The sequence below is a fragment of the Pseudomonas sp. BN607 genome (assembly GCF_029871175.1).
Taxonomy (GTDB): domain Bacteria; phylum Pseudomonadota; class Gammaproteobacteria; order Pseudomonadales; family Pseudomonadaceae; genus Aquipseudomonas.
On record NZ_SSOE01000053.1, the window covers coordinates 102857 to 122863 of the forward strand.

The 20007-nt window shown below is 55.8% G+C and carries 21 protein-coding genes; 15 read left to right on the forward strand and 6 right to left on the reverse strand.

The genetic code is table 11. The features are described 5' to 3' along the window. Position 1 precedes the first annotated feature (1 nt). Both paaG and paaF read right to left on the reverse strand, forming a co-directional pair. Positions 2-793, reverse strand: a complete 792-nt coding sequence (gene paaG, locus E8E68_RS12555; RefSeq protein WP_280341862.1) for a 2-(1,2-epoxy-1,2-dihydrophenyl)acetyl-CoA isomerase PaaG — start codon at positions 791-793, stop codon at positions 2-4. Positions 794-827: 34 nt separating this feature from the next. Next, on the reverse strand, positions 828-1601 hold the full coding sequence (paaF, locus tag E8E68_RS12560) for a 2,3-dehydroadipyl-CoA hydratase PaaF (RefSeq protein ID WP_266029233.1): 774 nt from the start codon (positions 1599-1601) through the stop codon (positions 828-830). Positions 1602-1955: 354 nt separating this feature from the next. Between paaF and paaY the strand changes: the two genes are divergently transcribed. From paaY to E8E68_RS12580, 4 genes are all read left to right on the forward strand, one after another. After that, positions 1956-2555, forward strand: coding sequence for a phenylacetic acid degradation protein PaaY (paaY, locus tag E8E68_RS12565; protein WP_266029232.1), 600 nt, complete (start codon positions 1956-1958; stop codon positions 2553-2555). Positions 2556-2632: 77 nt separating this feature from the next. Continuing rightward, the gene (gene paaX / locus E8E68_RS12570; protein ID WP_280341866.1) at positions 2633-3556 is read left to right on the forward strand and encodes a phenylacetic acid degradation operon negative regulatory protein PaaX; all 924 of its coding nucleotides are present in this window, start codon (positions 2633-2635) and stop codon (positions 3554-3556) included. A 326-nt stretch (positions 3557-3882) separates the two neighbouring features. Further along, on the forward strand, positions 3883-5319 hold the full coding sequence (locus E8E68_RS12575) for a benzaldehyde dehydrogenase (protein WP_280341869.1): 1437 nt from the start codon (positions 3883-3885) through the stop codon (positions 5317-5319). Positions 5320-5336: 17 nt separating this feature from the next. Next, a complete protein-coding gene (locus tag E8E68_RS12580) occupies positions 5337-7082 on the forward strand; it encodes a GMC family oxidoreductase N-terminal domain-containing protein (RefSeq protein ID WP_280341872.1) in 1746 nt (581 codons plus the stop codon). Here the strand turns inward: E8E68_RS12580 and E8E68_RS12585 are convergent. From E8E68_RS12585 to tatA, 3 genes are all read right to left on the reverse strand, one after another. After that, positions 7079-8992 (reverse strand): sigma-54-dependent Fis family transcriptional regulator, encoded by a 1914-nt coding sequence (locus tag E8E68_RS12585; protein ID WP_266029228.1) that lies wholly within the window; start codon positions 8990-8992, stop codon positions 7079-7081. The two genes, E8E68_RS12580 and E8E68_RS12585, sit on opposite strands and share 4 nt — an antisense overlap. Before the next feature lie 138 nt (positions 8993-9130). After that, a complete protein-coding gene (locus E8E68_RS12590) occupies positions 9131-9436 on the reverse strand; it encodes an XdhC family protein (RefSeq protein ID WP_280341883.1) in 306 nt (101 codons plus the stop codon). A gap of 57 nt (positions 9437-9493) precedes the next feature. Continuing rightward, complete coding sequence (gene tatA / locus E8E68_RS12595; RefSeq protein WP_266029226.1) at positions 9494-9700, reverse strand: twin-arginine translocase TatA/TatE family subunit; 207 nt, start codon at positions 9698-9700, stop codon at positions 9494-9496. A 356-nt stretch (positions 9701-10056) separates the two neighbouring features. Here tatA and E8E68_RS12600 point away from each other — a divergent pair, with 356 nt between their 5' ends. The 3 genes from E8E68_RS12600 to E8E68_RS12610 all read left to right on the forward strand — a co-directional run bounded on the left by E8E68_RS12600 (position 10057) and on the right by E8E68_RS12610 (position 12475). Then, positions 10057-10962 (forward strand): transporter, encoded by a 906-nt coding sequence (locus E8E68_RS12600; protein WP_266029225.1) that lies wholly within the window; start codon positions 10057-10059, stop codon positions 10960-10962. Between the two features lie 901 nt (positions 10963-11863). After that, positions 11864-12094, forward strand: a complete 231-nt coding sequence (locus E8E68_RS12605) for a DASH complex subunit Dad3 (protein ID WP_280341099.1) — start codon at positions 11864-11866, stop codon at positions 12092-12094. A gap of 132 nt (positions 12095-12226) precedes the next feature. Continuing rightward, positions 12227-12475 (forward strand): hypothetical protein, encoded by a 249-nt coding sequence (locus tag E8E68_RS12610; protein ID WP_280341101.1) that lies wholly within the window; start codon positions 12227-12229, stop codon positions 12473-12475. A 390-nt stretch (positions 12476-12865) separates the two neighbouring features. On the opposite strand, the gene E8E68_RS12615 is transcribed toward E8E68_RS12610, so the two are convergent. Further along, positions 12866-13285 (reverse strand): helix-turn-helix transcriptional regulator, encoded by a 420-nt coding sequence (locus E8E68_RS12615; RefSeq protein WP_280341104.1) that lies wholly within the window; start codon positions 13283-13285, stop codon positions 12866-12868. Positions 13286-13380: 95 nt separating this feature from the next. Here E8E68_RS12615 and E8E68_RS12620 point away from each other — a divergent pair, with 95 nt between their 5' ends. The 8 genes from E8E68_RS12620 to E8E68_RS12655 all read left to right on the forward strand — a co-directional run bounded on the left by E8E68_RS12620 (position 13381) and on the right by E8E68_RS12655 (position 19668). Next, positions 13381-14511 (forward strand): phage/plasmid replication protein, encoded by a 1131-nt coding sequence (locus E8E68_RS12620; RefSeq protein WP_280341109.1) that lies wholly within the window; start codon positions 13381-13383, stop codon positions 14509-14511. Then, complete coding sequence (locus E8E68_RS12625) at positions 14508-14738, forward strand: hypothetical protein (protein ID WP_280341112.1); 231 nt, start codon at positions 14508-14510, stop codon at positions 14736-14738. Before E8E68_RS12620 ends, E8E68_RS12625 begins: the two co-directional genes overlap by 4 nt. A 157-nt stretch (positions 14739-14895) precedes the next feature. Next, a complete protein-coding gene (locus E8E68_RS12630; protein ID WP_280341114.1) occupies positions 14896-15168 on the forward strand; it encodes a propanediol utilization protein in 273 nt (90 codons plus the stop codon). Positions 15169-15402: 234 nt separating this feature from the next. Then, the gene (locus tag E8E68_RS12635) at positions 15403-15669 is read left to right on the forward strand and encodes a TrbC/VirB2 family protein (protein WP_280341117.1); all 267 of its coding nucleotides are present in this window, start codon (positions 15403-15405) and stop codon (positions 15667-15669) included. Next, the gene (locus E8E68_RS12640; protein WP_280341120.1) at positions 15670-16920 is read left to right on the forward strand and encodes a hypothetical protein; all 1251 of its coding nucleotides are present in this window, start codon (positions 15670-15672) and stop codon (positions 16918-16920) included. It begins immediately after the preceding gene. Positions 16921-16925: 5 nt separating this feature from the next. Continuing rightward, positions 16926-17246, forward strand: coding sequence for a DUF5455 family protein (locus E8E68_RS12645; protein ID WP_019098610.1), 321 nt, complete (start codon positions 16926-16928; stop codon positions 17244-17246). 1 nt (position 17247) lies between these two features. Then, positions 17248-18324: a zonular occludens toxin domain-containing protein gene (locus E8E68_RS12650; RefSeq protein WP_280341129.1), complete on the forward strand. Its 1077-nt coding sequence runs from the start codon at positions 17248-17250 to the stop codon at positions 18322-18324. A 3-nt stretch (positions 18325-18327) separates the two neighbouring features. Continuing rightward, positions 18328-19668: a maturation protein gene (locus E8E68_RS12655; protein WP_280341132.1), complete on the forward strand. Its 1341-nt coding sequence runs from the start codon at positions 18328-18330 to the stop codon at positions 19666-19668. Positions 19669-20007: the final 339 nt, after the last annotated feature.

Here is a 20007-nt window from a genome sequence, read left to right on the forward strand (position 1 = left end):
TTCAGTGCCCCTTGAAAGCCGGCGTGCGTTTGTCCATGAAGGCACTCACGCCTTCGCGGTAGTCCTCACTACGCCCGGCCAGGCGCTGCAGGTCGCGCTCCAGTTCAAGCTGCTCATCGAAACCGTTGTCGAAACTGGCATTGAGACCGCGCTTGATCAGCGCCAGGCCGTAGGTAGGCTGGGTCGCAAGCTGGCGGGCGAGGGTGAGGGCTTCGTCACGCAATGCGGCGTCGTCTACCACACGATGGATCAACCCCCACTGCTGGGCCTGTTCGGCGCCAAGACGCTCGCCCAGCATGGCCAGTGCTTTGGCCCGCGCCATGCCGACCAGGCGCGGGAGCAACCAGGTACCGCCGGAGTCCGGCACCAGGCCGATCTTGCAGAAGGCCTGGATGAAGCTGGCAGAACGGGCGGCCAATACCAGATCACAGGCCAGAGGGATATTGGCGCCTGCGCCAGCAGCCACGCCGTTGACCGCACAGATCACCGGCAGCGGCAGGTCACGCAGGGTGCGCACCAGCGGGTTGTAGAACTTGTCGATCGACTCGCCGAGGTCTGGGATTTCGGCACCCGGTGCGACGTTGCGGTCGGACAGATCCTGGCCAGCACAGAAACCGCGGCCTTCGGCTGTCAGTAACAGCACGCGCGCTTCACTGCTCTGGCGTACTTGCTTTAGCGCCTCACGCACCTCCCGGTGCATGGCGGTGTTGAAGCTGTTCAGTTGCTCGGGGCGGTTCAGTGAAAGGAGGGCAACGCCGTCGTCGATGGAAAACAGGATGTGCTGGAAAGTCATGACAGACTCGCTCCGTCAGTCGAGGGGTTGATGATCAGTGGCCCTGGAAGCGGGCCTGGCGTTTTTCCTGAAAGGCCCGGATGCCTTCATCGCGGTCGGCAGTGCCGGCCAGCAGGGTGAAGGCATGGCGTTCAAAGCGCAGGCCGCTGGCCAGGTCTGTATCACCGGCCTTGAGCACAGCCTCCTTGGCCAGGCGCACGGCCAGCGGCGCCTTGGCGGCAACGCAGCGGGCAACCTGCAGGGCGCGCTCCACGGTGAATTCGGGCTGGGTGACTTCACCGACCATCCCGGCCTGTTGAGCGTGGCGGGCGGTTATCGCTTCGCCGGTCAGCACCATCTGCATCGCCAGCGGCTTACCTACCGCCCGCAGCAGGCGCTGTGTGCCGCCAGCGCCGGGAATGATGCCGAGGTTGATCTCCGGCTGACCGAAACGGGCGTCTGTGCCGGCAATGACGATGTCGGCGCACATCACGAGCTCGCAACCGCCACCCAGGGCATAACCGTTGACTGCAGCAACCAGCGGCTTGGCGAAGGCAGCGATGCTTTGCCAGTGGCCTACGCGTGGGTCATTGAGAATCCCGACCAGATCTCGCTCGGCCATCTCGCGGATATCGGCGCCGGCAGCGAACGCCTTCGTGCTACCGGTAATAACGACGGCGCCAATCTGCTCGTCGTGCTCGGCGACCTTCAGCGCAGCGGCCAGCTCTTCCAGAAGCTCGGTACACAGAGCGTTCAACGCCTCGGGCCGCTGCAGGGTGATGAGCTGTACGCCGAATTCAGGCGCCTGCACGTCGAGATATCGGGGCATAACGGGTTCCTCTGGCTGCACGCACGGCACGTCGTGATGCCGGCATTTCTTGGAGTTTTTTTGCAGAGGCGTGATCGGGAGCACGCTCAGGTGCAATGAGTATATGCACCACACGATACAGATATGCAACATTGAAATTCGTTTCGCGTATCTGTTTGTACTGCGCCTGAAGTCTGATCTGGTCACGTGCTCCGGCTATTACTACGATCATATACTGCATGATCAAAGCATTTGGCGGCATTTACCAGCCTGGACTCATAATCGCCCGAAATGATACAAAAACTGTAATTGACGTGTCGCTATATTGAGATACAAGATCAAGTGACACATCAAATCACTTGAGGAGCTTTTGGCATGCCTTGCTATCGCCTGGACGGGCTGACGCCCGTGGTCCACCCAACAGCCTATGTGCACCCCAGTGCGGTACTGATCGGTGACGTCATCGTCGGCCCCGGTTGCTACATTGGCCCACTGGCGTCGCTCAGGGGCGACTTCGGTCGTATCGTGCTGGAGGAGGGCGCCAACGTGCAGGACACCTGCGTGATGCATGGATTCCCGGGTGGCGACACCGTGGTAGAACGCAACGGCCACGTCGGCCATGGCGCCGTGCTGCATGGCTGTCGTGTGGGCGAAGATGCCTTGATCGGCATGAACGCGGTGGTGATGGATGGCGCGCATGTCGCACCACGCTGCATTGTCGCGGCCACGGCCTTCGTCAAAGCCGGCTTTGAATGTGCAGCGCAAAGCCTGTTAATGGGTTCACCCGCGCAGGTCAAACGCCCATTGACTGATCAGGAGCTAGCCTGGAAACAGCGCGGGACGGCGGAGTACCAGCACCTGGCGCAGCGCTGCATGCACAGCATGGTCGAATGCCCGCCACTGAGCGAAGCCGAGCCAGGACGGCCACGCATGGAAGACACTGGGGTACGCCCCAAAAGCCAGGCAAGCGCATGAGCCTGGCTGCGACACGCAATGGCCAGGCGGCCCGCCGCGCAGGTATAGTCGGTACTTTATCCGCGCACAGTTCGCCCATGAGCAATCTTGCCCCACTGAATACGCTGATCACCCGCTTCCAGGAGCAGACGCCGATCCGCGCCAGCTCCCTGATCATCACCCTGTACGGCGATGCAATCGAACCTCACGGCGGGACCGTCTGGCTGGGAAGCCTGATCAACCTGCTGGAGCCGATCGGCATCAATGAACGCCTCATCCGCACGTCGATTTTCCGGCTGACCAAGGAAGGCTGGTTGACCGCTGAAAAGGTTGGCCGGCGCAGCTACTACAGCCTGACGGGCACGGGGCGCCGGCGCTTTGAGAAAGCGTTCAAACGCGTCTACAGCCCAAGCCAGCCAGCTTGGGACGGCGCCTGGACCCTGGTGCTGCTGTCGCAACTCGATGCGGGCAAACGCAAGGCCGTGCGCGAAGAACTGGAATGGCAGGGCTTCGGGGCGATGGCACCGAACCTGCTCGGCAGCCCGCGCGCCGATCGCGGTGACCTCGCCACCACTCTGCGCGAACTTGAAGCCGACGACGACAGCATCGTCTTCGAAACCCACACCCAAGAAGTCCTGGCATCCAAGGCCATGCGTGCACAGGTAAGGGAAAGTTGGCGCATCGACGAACTGGGGCAGCAGTACAGCGAATTCATCCAGCTGTTCCGGCCGTTATGGCAAAGCCTGAAGGAGCAGGATGAGCTGGGGCCACAGGATTGCTTCCTGGCGCGCACGCTGCTGATCCACGAGTACCGCAGGCTGCTGCTACGTGACCCACAACTCCCTGACGAACTGCTGCCCGGTGATTGGGAGGGAAGGGCTGCGCGCCAATTGTGCCGCAACCTCTATCGCTTGGTGTTTGCCAAGGCCGAGGCATGGCTGAATGCCGCGCTGGAGACAGCGGATGGGCCGTTGCCGGATGTTAACGACAGTTTTTACAAGCGGTTTGGCGGGCTCGCATGACAGGAATTTAGACAGTAGCGCACCTGAAGTTCTTCCGGGCGAAGACTTTTCGGGTTTGGCGTCCAGGGTGCTCTGCGTCTCGCGATCAGTGATTCATAGTGAATGGGTCAATTTGAATCACTGCTGACGTAATGGCCAAGCGGGAAGAAGCTCGTCCTCTGGAGACCTTTCTGATTGGCTTTATCTTACTGAATTTAAAGGATTTAATTTGTCTTGAGTTGAACAGTCAAGTTGGCATTCGTGTTGCTATCGAGGTTTTGGGAAGCAGTGAACCGTTCCCGAAATACTGATTACGGTCGGCATACACCTAGAGAAGGAAACTTCGCATGACTGAACAACTCCAGCATCTCTACGCCAGGCCACTGAGCGGCGGGACCGTGCCGCTCATGGAGCCTGCAACGCAAAGCGTTCTGGCAGACCTGACGCTCGCAACGGCTGCTGATGTGAACAATAGTTCATCACGGGCGGCGGTAGCTCAGCGGAGCTGGGCGGCAGCGCCCTTTGACCAGCGGGCGAAGGTCTTACGTAAGGCAGCTGAACTTCTAAGCGACCGCCAGGCGCTTTTCAATAGTTGGAATGTGCGTGAATGCGGCTCTATCACGGCCAAGGCTGCGTGGGAGCTCGAGGCGTCCTGTGAGCAACTCTACCTAGCGGCAGGGCTGGCTGCGCAGCCCCACGGGCAAATCATCCCTTCAGCCATCCCGGGCCGGCTCAATCTGTGGACCCGTATTCCAATCGGCGTAGTCGGCGTGATCACCCCCTGGAACTATCCGCTGCTGCTGGCTATGCGCTCTATTGCCCCAGCATTGGCATTAGGCAATGCGGTTTTGCTCAAGCCGGCCATCCAGGGGTCTGTTTGCGGGGGGCTACTGTTGGCCGAACTGTTCAAGGATGCTGGCCTGCCTGACAGCGTGTTTCAGGTCCTGCCGGGTGAGGCCGAAGCGGGCGAGGCGCTGGTCAATGATCCCAATGTGCATATGATCTCGTTCACTGGGTCTACCGCCATCGGGCGTCGTATCGGGTCGGTTTGCGGAGGGTTGCTGAAAAAGGTGGCCCTGGAGCTCGGCGGTAATAATGCATTTGTCGTGCTGCAAGACGCCGACATTGAAGCGGCAGCGTCGCATGGCGCTTGGGGAGCCTTTCTGCACCAAGGGCAAATCTGCATGCAAGCCGGCCGTCATCTGGTTCACGCGTCGGTAGCAGATGCTTACGCACAAGCGTTGACCCGGCACGCGGAGGCGCTGCTCAGCGGTGACCCGAACGTCGACCAGGTCCATCTGGGGCCGCTTATCAACGCTCACCAACATCAGCGTGTTGATGCTCTGGTTCAAGACTCGATCGCTCAAGGGGCGGTGTTGCAGGCCGGCGGCCCAGGACCAGGCTTGCTCTACAACGCGACTGTACTGACTGGGGTCTCGCCAGACATGCCAGTGTTTACCGATGAGGTGTTCGGCCCCGTGGCGCCAATCATGCCATTCGAAACGGACGATGAGCTGGTCACGCTGATCAACTCTTCGCCATATGGGCTGGCAGCGGGTATTCACACGGCCGATATGGCCAGAGGGATGAGTATCGCTGCTCGCCTCCACACCGGAATGGTGCATATCAATGATCAGACCGTGAATGCCGAGTACAACGTTCCGTTCGGCGGCATGGGCGCCTCGGGGAATGGGGGGCGATTCGGCGGTTCTGTCAACGCCGAAGAGTTCACGCAGAGCCAGTGGGTTTCTGTCGCTGCAACGCCTGCCATTTATCCATTTTGATTTTCCGGGAGCAACAGATGGACGAACAAGACGTAAGCAAACTGGCATTGAATGAGCAAGTCAACCGGATGGAAAGCGAACTGCTCATGGGCCGTGGAAGCCGACGCGAATTTCTCAAGGCGTCAGTTGCCGCGGGATTCACATTGGCGACCGCTACTGCGATGGCAGGTTTCGCTTCCAAAGCGTTTGCTCAGCAAACCGAGAACCGCGCGGGGCTGACGTCCGAGTATGACTTCATTGTGTGCGGTTCGGGTTCTGCAGGTTGTGCAGTTGCCCGCCGCCTGGCAGATAACCCCGAAGTGAGAGTGTTATTGCTGGAGGCCGGGGGATCGGACGATGTACCGCAAGTGATGGATGGTACGCGCTGGCCCGAAAACATGGGCAGTTCGCGTGACTGGGGTTTCAAAGGCCAGCCCACACCGACGCTCAATGGCCGCACGCCGCCTTTCCCCATGGGCAAAGTGTTGGGTGGCGGTTCAAGTATCAACGGCCTAGTCTGGGCCCGGGGGCACAAGAATGACTGGGATATGTGGGCTGACGTCTCCGGGGAGTCGGCCTGGAATTATGAATCGGTTCTGGGGATCTACCGGCGTATCGAAGACTGGCAAGGCCCGGCCGATGCAAAGCGTCGCGGGAAGGGAGGGCTGGTACATGTCTCTCTACCTGAGGCGCCTATCAATCCGATCGCCCCGGCGCTGGTCGAGGCGGCGGGCGATTTCGGCATGCCTAAAGTGCAAGACCTTAACGGCGAAACCATGGAAGGCGCCGGCGGCGCTGGCATGCCTAACCTCATCGTAAAGAACGGGCGCAGGGTGTCGATGGCCGTGGCCTATATTCACCCTATTCTGGATCGTCCGAACATCACCTTGTTGCTTGGGGCGCATGTCAACCGCCTGACGTTGAAAGGCAAGCGCGCAATGGGGGTCGAGTTCGTCTATCAGGGCAAACTTCATCGGGTGAGCGCCAAGCATGAAGTCATCCTTTCCACGGGGGCCATCAACACGCCCCGAATTCTGATGCTCTCGGGCATTGGGCCGGAGGCTGACTTGAAGAAACACGGCATTCCGGTAGTGCAGAAGCTGGAAGGCGTCGGCCAGAACTTTCAAGACCACATCCTGCTAGGGGGATGCATGTGGGAATATAATACCCCTGAGCCTGGCCGCAATAACTCGGCTGAATTTACATTCTTCTGGAAAAGCGATTCGGCACTTAAAACTCCAGACTTACAGCCATTCCTTGAGGAGTTCCCGTACACCAGCGAGGTGACGCGCGAGCAATACACCATTCCGAAGGCAGCCTGGGTGCTCGCCGCGGCTATTGTGCAGCCGACGAGTCGCGGCCATATGACCATCAGTGGCCCTAACCCGGAGGACCCACCACTGATCTATCCCAATTTCCTATCCACCGATCAGGATATGAAGGCGCTGACCAAATCCGTGGAGATTTGCCGGGAGCTGGGTAACTCGTCACACCTCAGGCCCTACGCCAAGCGCGAAATCATGCCAGGGGAGCTGAAGGGCAAGGAGCTGGAGCGCTTTATCCGCAACGCGGCGGGTACTTATTTCCACGAGACATGTACTTGCAAAATGGGCACGGACAACATGTCGGTCGTGGACGGCAAGCTTCGTGTCTATGGGATTCAGGGATTGCGTATCGCTGATGGTTCCATCATGCCTGCGATTACTACGGGCAACACCATGGCGCCCTGCGTGGTGATCGGTGAACGCTGCGCCGAGGAAATCAAGGCGCAGTACCGGATCTAGTCGCTGCTTCTTCCATCATCACGGCTCCGCAGCAACCTCGGGTTGCTGCGGATTCGCCGTTGTAGCGTAGACCGACTGATCCCTAGCCGCTCTGCAGCAAGCGAAACATTGCCATGAACACTGCGCAATATGGCGCTGATGCTTTGCTCTTCCAGATCCGCTAGCAGCATTTCGCTGGCAGGGGGCTTCAGAAGAGGCTCGGTACACGCGGAGCGCGTCTCTGATGGCAGCGCAAAACGAACGTGCTCCGCCGTGATGGTTTCATCAGCTTCGCACATAAGCGTTGCGCGTTTGAGCACCGCCACAGCCTCGCGTGCATTGCCCGGCCATGGGTATGAGCTTAACAGGTGCAGTGCTTGCGTCGACAAGGGGCCAGTGTGATCGCATTTGTCGTGTAACAATGCACTGAAGAGTTGCCCGAGGTTGGTTCTGTCACGAAGCGGTTTTAGTTGCACTGTCATGCCACAGATGCGGTAAAACAGGTCCGCACGGAATCGCCCTGCCTCTACTAGCGTCTCCAGGCTTTGATGGGTAGCGCAGATCAGATTGAATGAAACTTTCCTCGCCTTGCCGCTGCCTAGCCGGGTCACCTCCTGAGCGTCCAGTACCCTCAGCAGTCGGGCTTGTAAAACCACCGGCATGTCACCGATCTCGTCGAGAAACAGCACCCCGCCGTCCGCTTCTTCGATGCGTCCGGTAGCGCCGCCTTTTTTGGCGCCTGTGAAAGCGCCGTCCATATAGCCGAACAACTCCGATTCAATAAGGGTCTCAGGAATGGCTGCACAATTGATGGCTACAAATGGCCGGCTCGGACAATGGTGAGTATGGAGGCTGCGTGCGATCACCTCCTTGCCAGTGCCCGTCTCGCCGCGTATCAGAATCGGCAATCCGCGCCCGATAGCCTTGAGCGCCAAATTGAAATTGCCATCGAACGAGGGATCGCCCATCTGGGGGAGAGTCAGCCGGGGCGAAGGCGCAGGCAATGTAGATTTGGGTTGCGAGTGGTTGCGCGCCTCGATAAATACGAACAGGCCGGATTTAAGCTTGATGGGAAGAGGGCGGCAGGCTCGGCGCAGCAGGTCGTGCCAGTGGCCAAACTCACCGTCAAAGACTTTTTCGAACGAGAGCCAACCCAGGGCTTGAGCCAGCGGGTTGAGAATCCGGCTTGCTTCTCGTGTCATGCCAAGGATTTGCCCATCCTCGCCGAACGCAACGGTTGCGTTGCGTGATTCACCATTGGCCGTCCAGGAGATGCGGATCGTGAGGTGAGCCAGCAGGCGCTCCAGCTGGCGGTGCTCTATCGCGGTGGCGCAGCTTTCGACGAAGCTCAATGCGCCAAATTCCCGGCCTTGGGTATATTTTGTCAAGTTCACCGCGCCGAGCAGACGGCCATCAAAGCCGAAGATAGGGGCAGCAGCACAGGAGAATGACGCGTTGGCGTCGAAGTAGTGCTCATGACCAAACACCTGCACAGGGCGATGTGACGCCAGCGCACAGTTCATCGCAGCCGTACCAATGGCCGCTTCTGACATATCGCTACCTAATTGCAATGCATCGTAGAGCGCACCCGCCGAGCGCAGAGGATTATGTGAGCGAGCGATGGTGGTCGCGTGCGTATCGACGAGTACCGGATGGAATCCTGAACTGTCCAGTACACGTGCGAATGCCTCAAGCACGCTGTTGAAATCCTGGATCAACCCTGAATTGGCTTCTTGTACCGTTGAAACGATGCTGCGCTCCCTCACATTGAACACGACATCCCCGCCGGTCCGACGATGAATTTGCGCGCAGCGCCTCCACGACTCCAGCACCGTCGGGTCGATGAGCCCTGCTGGATCGGTACCGTCTTGAAAGAACATCGCGCGGGCACGCTGGATATCGAACACTGAGGATTGTGTGATCGGTAACATTTTAACTTGCCCCTGTTGTTAGAATAATTCGACCGGTAACGAAATGGGGGGCTCCTTCCGCGCTGCCGTTACTGAATCGCGACGTTTGATTAGGAAAGCAAGATTGATGCCTGCGCATCCAGGACAGTGCTCCGTAGGTCAGAGCACTGCCTTACTGATGTTGGATACCCGGTTAACGTCAGCTAATACCGCAAGCGCAATGTAGGCAGGTGTTTTGCTGTCTACAACGCGGGCGTGAATTCGGACAAGTCGTTGCCGATCAATCTTCCCCAGCCGACGAAGGCGATCCAGGCGGCCTTGCGAGGTGCGAATCGAAGCCATTGCACCAATATAGAGCGCGGGGGGGGGCTGGACGGCTTCAAGGGTGAAATCATCCAGCCTAGGGCCCTGGGTCAGCGCGACTACCGCGGCCCTGTAGTGGCAATGATGCGGCCGAGCTGTCAGCGGGCCGAGCGCACCTGGCTTGCAAGCAGCGCTTGCGGTAGCGGGGACTTACATCTCTTAGTATTCCCCATTTCGCCCCGGCGCAATATCAGTTTCCATCGAAGTCGGCTTCTCGTTCGTGGCACTTTCATCAGCAATGGAGCGACGAAAACCTTTGATGGTTTCGCCGAGATCGGACCCCAGTGATCTTAAGCGTTTGCCGCCAAAAAGTACCAATACGATAAGCAGGATTACCAGCCAATGCTTCCAATCGAAAATACCCATGGGTGAAGGCCCTTATTATCCAAGCTAAGCGTTTGATTAAGCAAGGACTGTATGGACAATATTGTACTTTCGTCAAGTGTGGAGTGAGTGATTTATTGTTTTAAAGTTGGGTTTTCTGGGCGGTGGTTCAGCCTGACCCAGCGACTCGTTGGTGCGCGGTTCAATATGACCCGAACGAATGTGGCTGCATCAGTCATGGGCGTAAGAAAATGCCTCTGGGACCGCGTTGTGGATTGCCTATATTCATGAATTGAAATGAAATTCATGAATTGTTACAGGTGCGAATACCGTCTTTTTTGTAATGGCACCCTGGTTGCTATAGGGCTATGCCCTCTAAACCAATCCTGGAGTCTGTAATGAAAAAAGTACTGTTGCACGCGCTTAATCAATGGGCCCATCACCTAAGGAGAGCGTCCCTATGCTTCATGCTGTTAAGCGAAGGCGCAAGCGCAATCGATATTGATGCCGGAGACTATACTGCGGCCCCGGCTGGTACCAATGTCGGCTTGCTGTATATGCAGCATAGCGAGAGCAAGAAGCTATATTCGGACGGCCACGATGTATCAGGCGACGGTCGCCTGCGTACAGATGTCGGGATCCTGCGGGCCATCCATTTCATGGATGTCAAAGGTTACATCATCGACCCGCAAATTCTCCTGCCGTTCGGAAACTTGAAAGCAACAGGGGACTATGGCAGCACCCTGGGTGCCAACGCCGGGGTAGGGGACCCAATCCTCGCTGCCACTGTCTGGACATTGAATGATCCAGTGAATAGGCGGTATTTCGGTATTACTCCATTCATCTACGTCCCCGTCGGTAGTTATGACCACAACGAGGCGCTGAATATGGGCGAAAACCGTTGGCGCTATGCGCTACAAGCAGGCTACATCCATGGGTTGGGTTCAAAGTTCACGGTAGATCTGGCAGCGGATGTTACCGCCTATGGCGCAAACGACGAGTACGGCCCCCAAAAGCTGAAGATGGAGCAGGACCCTACCTATCAAGTTCAGGCGTTCGGTCGATACCACGTCAGTCCTGCACTCGACCTAAGGGTGGGCATCGCTCATTCGTGGATCGGCGCGGTCGATGTCGATGGGAATCAAGCTACTGGGCAAGCCACCGAAACCAAATTTACCGCTGGGGTAGGCTATCAGCTGGATCCGCGGCTGCATCTTATGGCTCTTTACGGAAGGGATATAAACGTCAGTGACGGCTTCAAGGAGCAGAACCGAATAAACCTGCGTGTAGCCGTCGCTTTCTGATTGAGGGCTTTAGCGCATGGCTGTAGAGGAATGTAACTACACTAAATGACTATTTAGCGTAGTTATCCCTTGCGTTCATATTATAAGGGCAGGGTAGCTCATCTATTTAGCTAGGGGTAGCTCATGCGTTATCGCTAACGTCCACGTTTGCACGCTAGCCTTCAAGAATGAGCTACCCTCGGCTGCAGTCACTATCGAGTAGCACCATTTAATGACTCACTTTCTAGGCTGGATGCTTGAAAGCGCCCATAACTACCTCAAGGCCGCTGAGCTTCTAGACGTCCAAAACCTCCCGCATGTCGGCATGGACAATGCACCGATCGGTATGGCAATCCTGCTAAAAAGCTTGATTTCCGTGCCAGATCAGCATGAAGGTACGTCCGGCGAAACCTATAGCTTGACGTCGAAGCACTCAAAATGGCTCACCAGTACCTGCAGTCGATCGGCAAGATTCCACCCAAACAAAAGCGTGGCGCTCACGATCTGCTGATACTATTTCACGCGATGCCTGCAGCTATTCGCAAGAGCCTAGCCCTGATCAGCCAGGACCACTCATTCGAGAAGTATCGCGATGTGTTCACCAATAGCCGGTATCAATAGGAGTCGGCCAGCTCCAAATTTTCTGAGCCAGTGCTGATGAGTTTGCTGCGGTGGACGTTGGCCAACGTAGGTGGCTAGTACAAGGAACGAGGCTCGCAGGATCCATTCGTGCTGAGTTACATCGCTGAGGTCCAAGCTCGATCTGCGACCCAGTGATTGAGCCCAGGGGCCTGGCTTCAAATCTACCCACCCACGGCCCTGGCACCTCCACACGAAACTGCCCATAATGTTTCTGACCTTATGTTGAGCGACGTCTGGAAGATGCCACCGGCTCCAGGCGTCGCGTAACATAGGGTCGATTATGAGAATCCCCCTCACGCTCTCCGAACGCGCTGTGCGCGATGCCAAGGCTTATATGGTCAATCCCGACCCTGAGCACGCGGTCGAATCCCTGATTGACTCCTACGGCAACCTAGTCGCAGACGTGCGCAAGCTGCGTGCCCGGGTTCGCCAGTTGGACGACGAATCCGCCGAACTGGACGTTCTTATCAGTAAGCTGCGAGAGGTCGCCCGGCTGATCGACGACCTTTGACAGGTACCAAAACACTCAACCTGGTTAGATCGATCGAAGGGCTTTTGGTACCAAAAAATGGATTCTATCGAGATAAAATGGTACCATTACTGCAACCCGGGGCGACTCCCAGGAACAAGGATAGGTACCAAAATGCTGATTAAGATCCCAAACATGGACGACCAAATTCTTGAGCAATTGAAGGCGGCCACCTGTAGAAATACTGGCTCACGTGCTGTTGAGTCTGCCGCCATTGGCTACCTTGAATTGCGGGCCACCGTCGCGAAACAGCATCACGAGAACAAGCGGCTGATGCAGAGGCTTGAGGCCGCTGAGGCGACGATTCAACGTGCCCGAGCCGCTGCATCTGAGTTGCTTGAGCGCACTGCCGAACTCATCTGATCGGTACCAATTGATTTGCCGGCGAAGCGGTCCTGGACGGGAGTCTGGTACCGCTTTTTTGCTTTTGGCCAACCGTCCCGGCGCCGTCTTGAATGGTCAAGGGCCGCGACCCCGGCTCGTCGTGACAGCGCTTCATCGTCACGATGAACGGAGTCCCGGAGCGCAGCGCCCCTTTACCACGCCTCGCCCCTTTATCCTCTGAGGTGGGTGGCTGGGAGGCGCTTTTCCTCCCGGCCTCCCGCCGATGCATCAAAGGGATGCCCGCCGGAGGCGCTTTTGATCTTGATTTGTGGTCGCCCTAACTCGGGCTGGAGAGGGCCGCCGAAGGCGGACCGAGGGTGGGGGTGCTGTTACACCCCCACTTTGGTATGGACTTCCATACTTTCAGGGTTATCGCAGAGCTTCTTGCTCGTATCCGAAAAGCACACCTTTCAGGGCAATGCGGGCTTGAATCCGCGCAGCCTCCGGCAGGGCCTCAAACCTCCGTAATATGGGTGCTAGGTCTTGGGATACCGATAGCTCGTCAGCGTTGAGCAACAGCTCATCTGTGGTGACGCGAAGCACCTTCGCCATGGCGACGATCTTGTCACCAGACGGCATGCTCCTGCCGGCCTCGTAGGACGTATAGCTTGATTTGCTGATCCCGGAAGCCTCCCACACCTGCTCTTGCGTCAAGCCGCGTGCCTCCCGAAAACGTTTCAGGTTTGCGCTGAGAATCATAGATCGCTCGGTTACGTTGCTCATATCCTCCGCAGCGTAACCACTGTCATTCCGTACAGTTCCGGTATCCCGGTACATTTTGTCTTGCATGTCGGTATCCTCCATGGCTAGAATTCTGCCAGTTTTGTACCGGGATTCCGATATTGACGGATTCCCAGACGGCAATGGATCGCTAAGGACAGCGGATGTTCATCGACTGGCTGACAATCTCTCAAGAGCACGACCACGACCTGCCGGTCGTCTGCGATGTGTTCACGCTGACGATTGACGCCAATACGGACGAAGTCCTAAGCACGAAGCAGCCACGGTTTGTTCACCGCGAAAGCTTTTCCACCTCCGTGACGATTCATGTGTCCGGCCGCAATGTGCGCATTGATGGCAACCCGAGCCGGGTAGGGCGCATGGACAACCTTTTTGGATTCACAACCATTGACCAGTGCGTTGCTGTGTACAACGCGTTACTTGCTCAGTATGGCCTGCCGCCTTTTACGCGATGCACTCGCGTAATGCTTCGCGATGGGGCATCGGGCGGCAAAGCTGGTGATCTTGTAGCTGACGGCGCGGTTATACATCGCATTGACCTGACGACTAACGTCGCTCTCGGCGAAGGGAATGCACTTGCTTACTTGCGCGGCGTTTCATCGCAGCGCATTGGTCATAGTATTGGCTACTTGTATCCGAACGGTAGAACAGTTGCTTGGACTCCCAAGGGGAATGGTAAGGGCGGTCGCCTACAGTACCGAAAGGCATACGAAAAATCTTTCGAAATGGATCAAAATTTGTTGCCAAAGATTAAGCGCGAATTTGGCGAAGATTCGGAAGAGTACAAGTATGTTGTGCAAGTCCGCGATTACTGCGTCGAGAATGGCGTAGTGCGTATGGAACAAGAGTTGAAAGCAGAGTATTTGAAGCGCGAAGGGCTGGCCTACTGGGGCCTTTTTAAGGAAGCCCGCTTCATTGATATACACAACGAATTTCTTGCCATTGACGAGCGATTGCAGGTTACGGCCATGGATATGATGACTATCGCAGACAAGTTACTTGAACTCGAAATAGTAAACAGCCGACAGGCTGCAAACTCTACCGCCTCCGCAGCGATTCTCTGGATGCACGGACATAAGTTTGATTTCACCAAGTCGCAGGTCAAGACAAACGCTGCGAGACTTAATCGTATCGGGATAAATATTCGCAACGCCTGCGATACGTCGCGTTTTGCGCCTGTATTCGTTCGTCAATGCCGGGAAGTTACCAAGCGCGAATTGCCAGTGCCTTCTTGGTATCGTCGTCCAAGCCACCTGCATCTGGTGGCGGCATGAAAACTGTAAGCTTTCAAGGCACACAGCTTTCACCTGGGCAGCAGCGCAGACTGGAACAACAGCGCCAAGTTCAGGCGTTTATGAATCCGGTTCTTGCCGAGCAAGTTGCACAGACCATAAAAGTGCTTGAAGTACGAAAAGAGCAGGGCGCTAAGCCTGAGAAACAATGGACTCTTGTAAGCGAGTCTCGCGGCACTACCTGTATAGCCGATTGGATGGGCTACTAACCATGCTCGACTTCTCTATGTGGTATCTGGCGATACCGGCCGTGATCTTTGCTCTGTATGCACTGGTGTGTGGCTAGCATTTATTTTCGCCCAACTGGGCATTTAATGAGCCGGGCAAAGTTCTCGGCCGCCATTTGAAAAAAAAGAGGGCAACACCATGTCTAATACTCTCATTGTGGAAGTTACCGGTCAGCAGCGTTCTGGCATCGCGGCCAAGAGCCAGAAGCCGTATTGCATGTTCACGTGCTTCGTTCATCTGCCGAACATTCCTTATCCGCAGATGTGCGACTTCTATGCGCAGGCCGCTAACGAAGTTCCGCAGCCCGGTACTTATGAGTGCGACATTATTGCAACTGTGCGTGATGGTCGCCTGAATTTTGAGGTTGACCCGCGCCAAGGTCGTCGCATTAACAGCGTCAAATCGGCGTGACTGAAATTCTTGGCCAGATAACACTGGGTGATATCTGGCTACTCCAATTCATGCAAGGCATTGTCTTCTTGGCAGGGCTGGGCATGATTCATGGGCACCAGAGGTAAGCATGGCATTAACTTTTGAAGTTTACCTGTACCTGCTGGGGTTCTTTTGCTGTGTCTTCGGGGCTGGCTGGATGATTGGCCGGACCTTGTTAGGCTTTAAACAACTACTTGATGTGAGTGTGAGCTAATGGAAAAGCTGAAATCGTTCTTCAAAAAAACTACTGTTCGCAGCGTTGCTTCCGCTGTTGTTGTAATGGGCATTTCCGGCGCTGCAATGGCCGCTGAAGGCTCGGGCGGCTTCGATGTAACGGCGTTCATGGATCCGATCAAAACTTCGTTGACCGAGAACCTGACCACCATTCTCGGCGTAGTCGGTGTGATCTTTGCCGCTTACTGGGGTGCCACTTCCGGCATCCAGATCGTGCGCAAGTTCCTGAGCAAGGCAACCAGCTAAGTGTTCCGCAGGGTTATTTTGACCCTGCTTACTGCCTCGGCGCTTTTGGCGTCGGGGCAATCTCAAGCGGTGTCATACAAGTTATCCACTTCTTCGACCACTCACTACGCCACACTTGAAGAAGCCTGCACAGCATCATTTGCCTCTTTCAATACGAGCGGGTCATATACGGAATCAAAATACCTGTCTGCCACTGAGAAAGTAGCAGGGTATTCGTATACCTGTAATATGCAGGGGCTTAATCTGGCTAGCGTTTGGAAGGATATAAAAACGACAGTATATGTAGTTGAAAAAGGGTGCGCCGCCGGACAAAGCGTGGCGGTTAAAAGTGCTGTTGGTTCAGTTAGTGAGGTTGACGGCAAATTTGTAGTTGGCACTAGGACACCTGAGCAAGGGTGCTTAGACGGCTGTATGGTTGAGCAGAAGTACGAGAACGGTTCCGATAAGTCTACTGGCTGTTACTTCGTTACCGGATCAACTACGCAAGGTTTTTGTAATTACAGCCTGATGACTACCGGCCAGTCATGCAATGGCAATACACTCTCTCCAGGTGGGACGGGTGATCCACTGGTGAAACCCGAAGAACCCACTGATCCTGGTGATGATGGAACGGGCACGCCGACTAATCCCGGGTGCGTTTTTGACTGCGATGACGGAGGCAGCAATGGAAGCGGTAGCGGTGGTAGTGGTGGGGGCTCTGGTGATGGCTCTGGCACCGGTACGGGTGAGACTGGTGGTAGCGGCAGCGGTGATGGGGGCGGCTCTGGTGATGGCTCTAACGGGTCTGGTGGAACTGGCAGCGGCGGCTCTGGCAATGGTGGTAGTGATAGCGGTGGTTCTTCTGGCGGCTCTGATTCGTCTGGCACTCCGTGTAAGGGCCTGAACTTTGGTGAAGCCGGCTGCGCTGAGTATGTTTCAGCTCAAGGATTGAATAGCACTCTCTCTGCATCGTCTGAAAGTGTGAAGACCGCCCAAGATGGTGTGTGGAGCGCTTACGACGACGTTGTAATCGAGGGCGATAAGATTCAACAGTCCGCAGAAGATGGTTTATTGCAGCGTTTCGGTTCGATGCTCCCCGCTCCAGGCGTATGCGTCAACCCGGTCATGGATTTGAAGTGGACTATTATCACAATTGATGTTTGTCGCTACACGTTTGTGAAACAAATACTCGGCTGGATGTTTGCCGTGTTCACGATGATCTATGTGTATCGCACCATGACTTCACTGGGCACTAATAATTCTGAGGCTTAAAGAAGATGCCAGCTATTCTGTTGCTGCTCTCCGGCATAGCGACGTTTTTAGCTGAGACGTTTGGCCGCTACATGTCCGAAAAGCTCTTTCATTTGGGGAGCGCCATTGTTGGCTTGGGCATTATGTTTGCGGCGGCCTATGCGTCTCTAGAGGCGCTAATGGGGGCACTTGCAACCCAGTTTCCGCCTGAATATTCGTCACTGCTTGTCGCATTCTTGCCGGACAATACCGGCATTTGTATCTCTACTTGCATCAGTGCCCGGTTCATCAAAGCTGGGTTTGATTGGAAAGCTCGCTTGGCAACGATAAGCCAGCAGGGAGGCTAAGTTGGCTGTATATGCTGTGACTGGAAAGCTTGGGGCAGGGAAGTCGTTATACGCTGTCTTTAAGATACAGCAGTATCTGTTTCAAAAGCGCAGGGTTGCCTGTAACTTCGATATCAGTATTGGCAAGCTGCTTAGTGAAAAGAACACAACTGCTAATGTATGCAGGCTTCCGGACATGCCTACAGCGGATGATATTCGTGCTCTTGGTCGTGGAGATGGCAAGCCGGAAAACTCGGATTTCTATGATGAATCTAAGTTTGGTGTCATTGTCCTAGACGAAGCCGCACTTTGGCTAAACTCGCACGACTACAACAAAGGCGCCGCGCGCGACCTGTTTAATCTGTTCATCCTGATTCGCAAAATGTGTTGGGATGTGTACATTCTGATTCAGAACATCGATGTACTAAATTCGCAGATTAAGAAAAGTATTTGCGAGCACGTGGTGTACTTGATGCGTCTTGATCGAATGAAGATTCCGGGCGTCTCTCAGATTGGATTCATTGTGACTCTTGGGTTTTGGAAGGGGCATCTTCCGCGAATGCATCACGCGGTTATTCGCTATGGCCTTGGGGCGAGTGCGCTTCGTGTTGGCTCTGAACAGTTCCGGGGGACTTCGCTTTACGGTGCGTATAACACGCGGCAAAAGTTCGACAGTACGGAGGAGGTCGGGACGTATTGCGTTATCCCGCCCGGGCGAATCCCTCGACGGATTCCAGCGGCTGCATTGAATTGGGGTTTCATTGTGAGAGCTACAAAGATCTATTGGCGTCGATTGAATCGCGTCCTTTGCGTCCTCGTCGGGGCAACGCTTGCCACTGGCGTATTGATGTACCTGCGTCCTCCCGAGGCTACTCCCGAAGCCTCTATCGCGGCTGTTCAGCGCGGCCTTGAGCAGTACCGCAGTTACAAGATCGTGTCTTCTCGTAACTTCAATGGGAATTGGTACTACGAGCTTTCGGACGGATCCAAGAAGATCAGTTCGGACGACTTAATTAGCCTTGGTATTGGTGTGTATCCGCTCGGCGCCGGTCAGCTTAGGCTTGAGTCTAAAACCGGTTCGTTCTTTGTGTTCAGGTGATTTATGCGCAAACTGGTGATGCTGCTTGTCATGGCGTTTTCTTCGGTTGCGCTCGCAGATCGTGTCGAGTTCGCCAATACGCCGCTGGAAGATGTAGTGAAATTTGTAGGCCCTAAGTTTGATCACCCGATCATCATCGGCGCCGACTTGTCGAACAAAAAGATATCGCTGTATGGCAGTTATGAGACGCCACAACAGCTAGAGTTTCTGCTGCAACGGTCGGTTGAGTCGGTCGGCTTGAATTACGTTATCGCTGCTGACGTAGCGACAATTTCGTCAGTCAAGATGCCGGATGTAGAAGCCGACTTCGAACAACCGGCGCTGCTCCAGGGCAACGCCGATTCGGCGCCTTTTGTAGTGATGCCGCCCGAGCAAGTGCCGGAAGTTGCAGAACCGGTGATCAACCATGTGTACCCGCTGCGATACGTCCAGTCGGCCTATGTGATTGATGCCGTGATGCCAGCATTTGCGCACGAAAAAGGGGCAGGGCGGCCGATACTCGTTTCGCTGCCAACAAGTAATTCGCTTGTGTTTGCAGGCACCCAAGCGCAGTTTGACTTGATGAACACGCTGTTACCTGAGGTAGATAAGCCGCGTCAGCAAGTGCTGATTACGGCTGTAGTTGCTGAGCTTTCCGACAGTAACTTTCGAAGCCTTGGGGCGAACCTCAAGGGCGTCTTTGGCGATCTGAGCTTAGCGAGCGTTACCATGTCCAGTCGGTCAGACCTTGGCACTGAGTTGACCTTTTCGGGGCCGAAACTTAGCGCGTTCGTCCAGGCTGTTGAGAACTCTGGCGATAGCCAAGTGTTGTCCACGCCGCAACTCTTGGTCCTCAATCGAGAGAAAGCCAGCATCGTGGTTGGCCAGAATGTGCCGTTTTTGACCGGATCTACGACCAGCGCAGCGACCCCGGCTGAAAACCCTTACCAGACCATTACGCGCCAAGACGTTGGCCTAACGCTCGATGTGCTTCCGACGATTACCCCAACGGGTGACGTTGAGCTGGTCATCAAGCAGAGTGCATCGAGCGTGTCGAACGACCGTACGGCCTCGGACATCATCACGAATACGCGGCGCTTGAACACTAAGATTACGCTCCATGACGGCGCCGGTGTTCTGCTTGGCGGCTTGCGGCAGCAGAGTACGGAAGAATCTGTATCAGGCGTTCCGGGGCTGCGCAGCATCCCTTGGCTTGGCCGTTTGTTTGAGTACCGTTCGACCAACAAAAAGACCACGAACCTTGTTGTCCTGATTTCCGTCCGCGTGTTCCAAGACTCGACGCCGACGACGGCCAACGGCGAGCACAGCGCGTCACGACTAGAACGCGCCCTAGGAAAAAGCTGATGGAGGCCGGGGACGGACACGCGCGCAGCGAGGGGCTGGCACCGGTCGCCAGCTGCTTTTGTTAGTCCGCATTCGTGGAGTAAGTTCTTTGATAGCCGTTGGCTGTCGGCTGGGGTCGTTTGGTACCAGTCCCGAAACCGATCGGCGCAGGCCGGGGCCAGCCTTAGCGTTGAATCGGTACCAGATGAAAGAACCAGGTCATCTGCTGCAGGAGAATTTTGGTACCCAAGCCTGATGCGCATATAACTAAACTAAATGGTAATTTAGTCGAGTTAGAACCTTTGGTGCTGAATTGTAGAGTACACCGCCCCGCGGGAAAAATCCAAGGATGCTCATAAT

What these genes read in the sequence shown, in the direction of transcription:
- E8E68_RS12620 (WP_280341109.1), top strand. Translation starts at nt 13,381, where the DNA reads ATGTTCATCGACTGGCTGACAATCTCTCAAGAGCACGACCACGACCTG.
- E8E68_RS12625 (WP_280341112.1), top strand. Translation starts at nt 14,508, where the DNA reads ATGAAAACTGTAAGCTTTCAAGGCACACAGCTTTCACCTGGGCAGCAG.
- paaG (WP_280341862.1), bottom strand. Translation starts at nt 793, where the DNA reads ATGACTTTCCAGCACATCCTGTTTTCCATCGACGACGGCGTTGCCCTC.
- paaY (WP_266029232.1), top strand. Translation starts at nt 1,956, where the DNA reads ATGCCTTGCTATCGCCTGGACGGGCTGACGCCCGTGGTCCACCCAACA.
- paaX (WP_280341866.1), top strand. Translation starts at nt 2,633, where the DNA reads ATGAGCAATCTTGCCCCACTGAATACGCTGATCACCCGCTTCCAGGAG.
- E8E68_RS12585 (WP_266029228.1), bottom strand. Translation starts at nt 8,992, where the DNA reads ATGTTACCGATCACACAATCCTCAGTGTTCGATATCCAGCGTGCCCGC.
- E8E68_RS12610 (WP_280341101.1), top strand. Translation starts at nt 12,227, where the DNA reads ATGCTGATTAAGATCCCAAACATGGACGACCAAATTCTTGAGCAATTG.
- tatA (WP_266029226.1), bottom strand. Translation starts at nt 9,700, where the DNA reads ATGGGTATTTTCGATTGGAAGCATTGGCTGGTAATCCTGCTTATCGTA.
- E8E68_RS12580 (WP_280341872.1), top strand. Translation starts at nt 5,337, where the DNA reads ATGGACGAACAAGACGTAAGCAAACTGGCATTGAATGAGCAAGTCAAC.
- E8E68_RS12630 (WP_280341114.1), top strand. Translation starts at nt 14,896, where the DNA reads ATGTCTAATACTCTCATTGTGGAAGTTACCGGTCAGCAGCGTTCTGGC.
- E8E68_RS12655 (WP_280341132.1), top strand. Translation starts at nt 18,328, where the DNA reads ATGCGCAAACTGGTGATGCTGCTTGTCATGGCGTTTTCTTCGGTTGCG.
- E8E68_RS12645 (WP_019098610.1), top strand. Translation starts at nt 16,926, where the DNA reads ATGCCAGCTATTCTGTTGCTGCTCTCCGGCATAGCGACGTTTTTAGCT.
- E8E68_RS12605 (WP_280341099.1), top strand. Translation starts at nt 11,864, where the DNA reads ATGAGAATCCCCCTCACGCTCTCCGAACGCGCTGTGCGCGATGCCAAG.
- paaF (WP_266029233.1), bottom strand. Translation starts at nt 1,601, where the DNA reads ATGCCCCGATATCTCGACGTGCAGGCGCCTGAATTCGGCGTACAGCTC.
- E8E68_RS12635 (WP_280341117.1), top strand. Translation starts at nt 15,403, where the DNA reads ATGGAAAAGCTGAAATCGTTCTTCAAAAAAACTACTGTTCGCAGCGTT.
- E8E68_RS12600 (WP_266029225.1), top strand. Translation starts at nt 10,057, where the DNA reads ATGAAAAAAGTACTGTTGCACGCGCTTAATCAATGGGCCCATCACCTA.
- E8E68_RS12615 (WP_280341104.1), bottom strand. Translation starts at nt 13,285, where the DNA reads ATGCAAGACAAAATGTACCGGGATACCGGAACTGTACGGAATGACAGT.
- E8E68_RS12575 (WP_280341869.1), top strand. Translation starts at nt 3,883, where the DNA reads ATGACTGAACAACTCCAGCATCTCTACGCCAGGCCACTGAGCGGCGGG.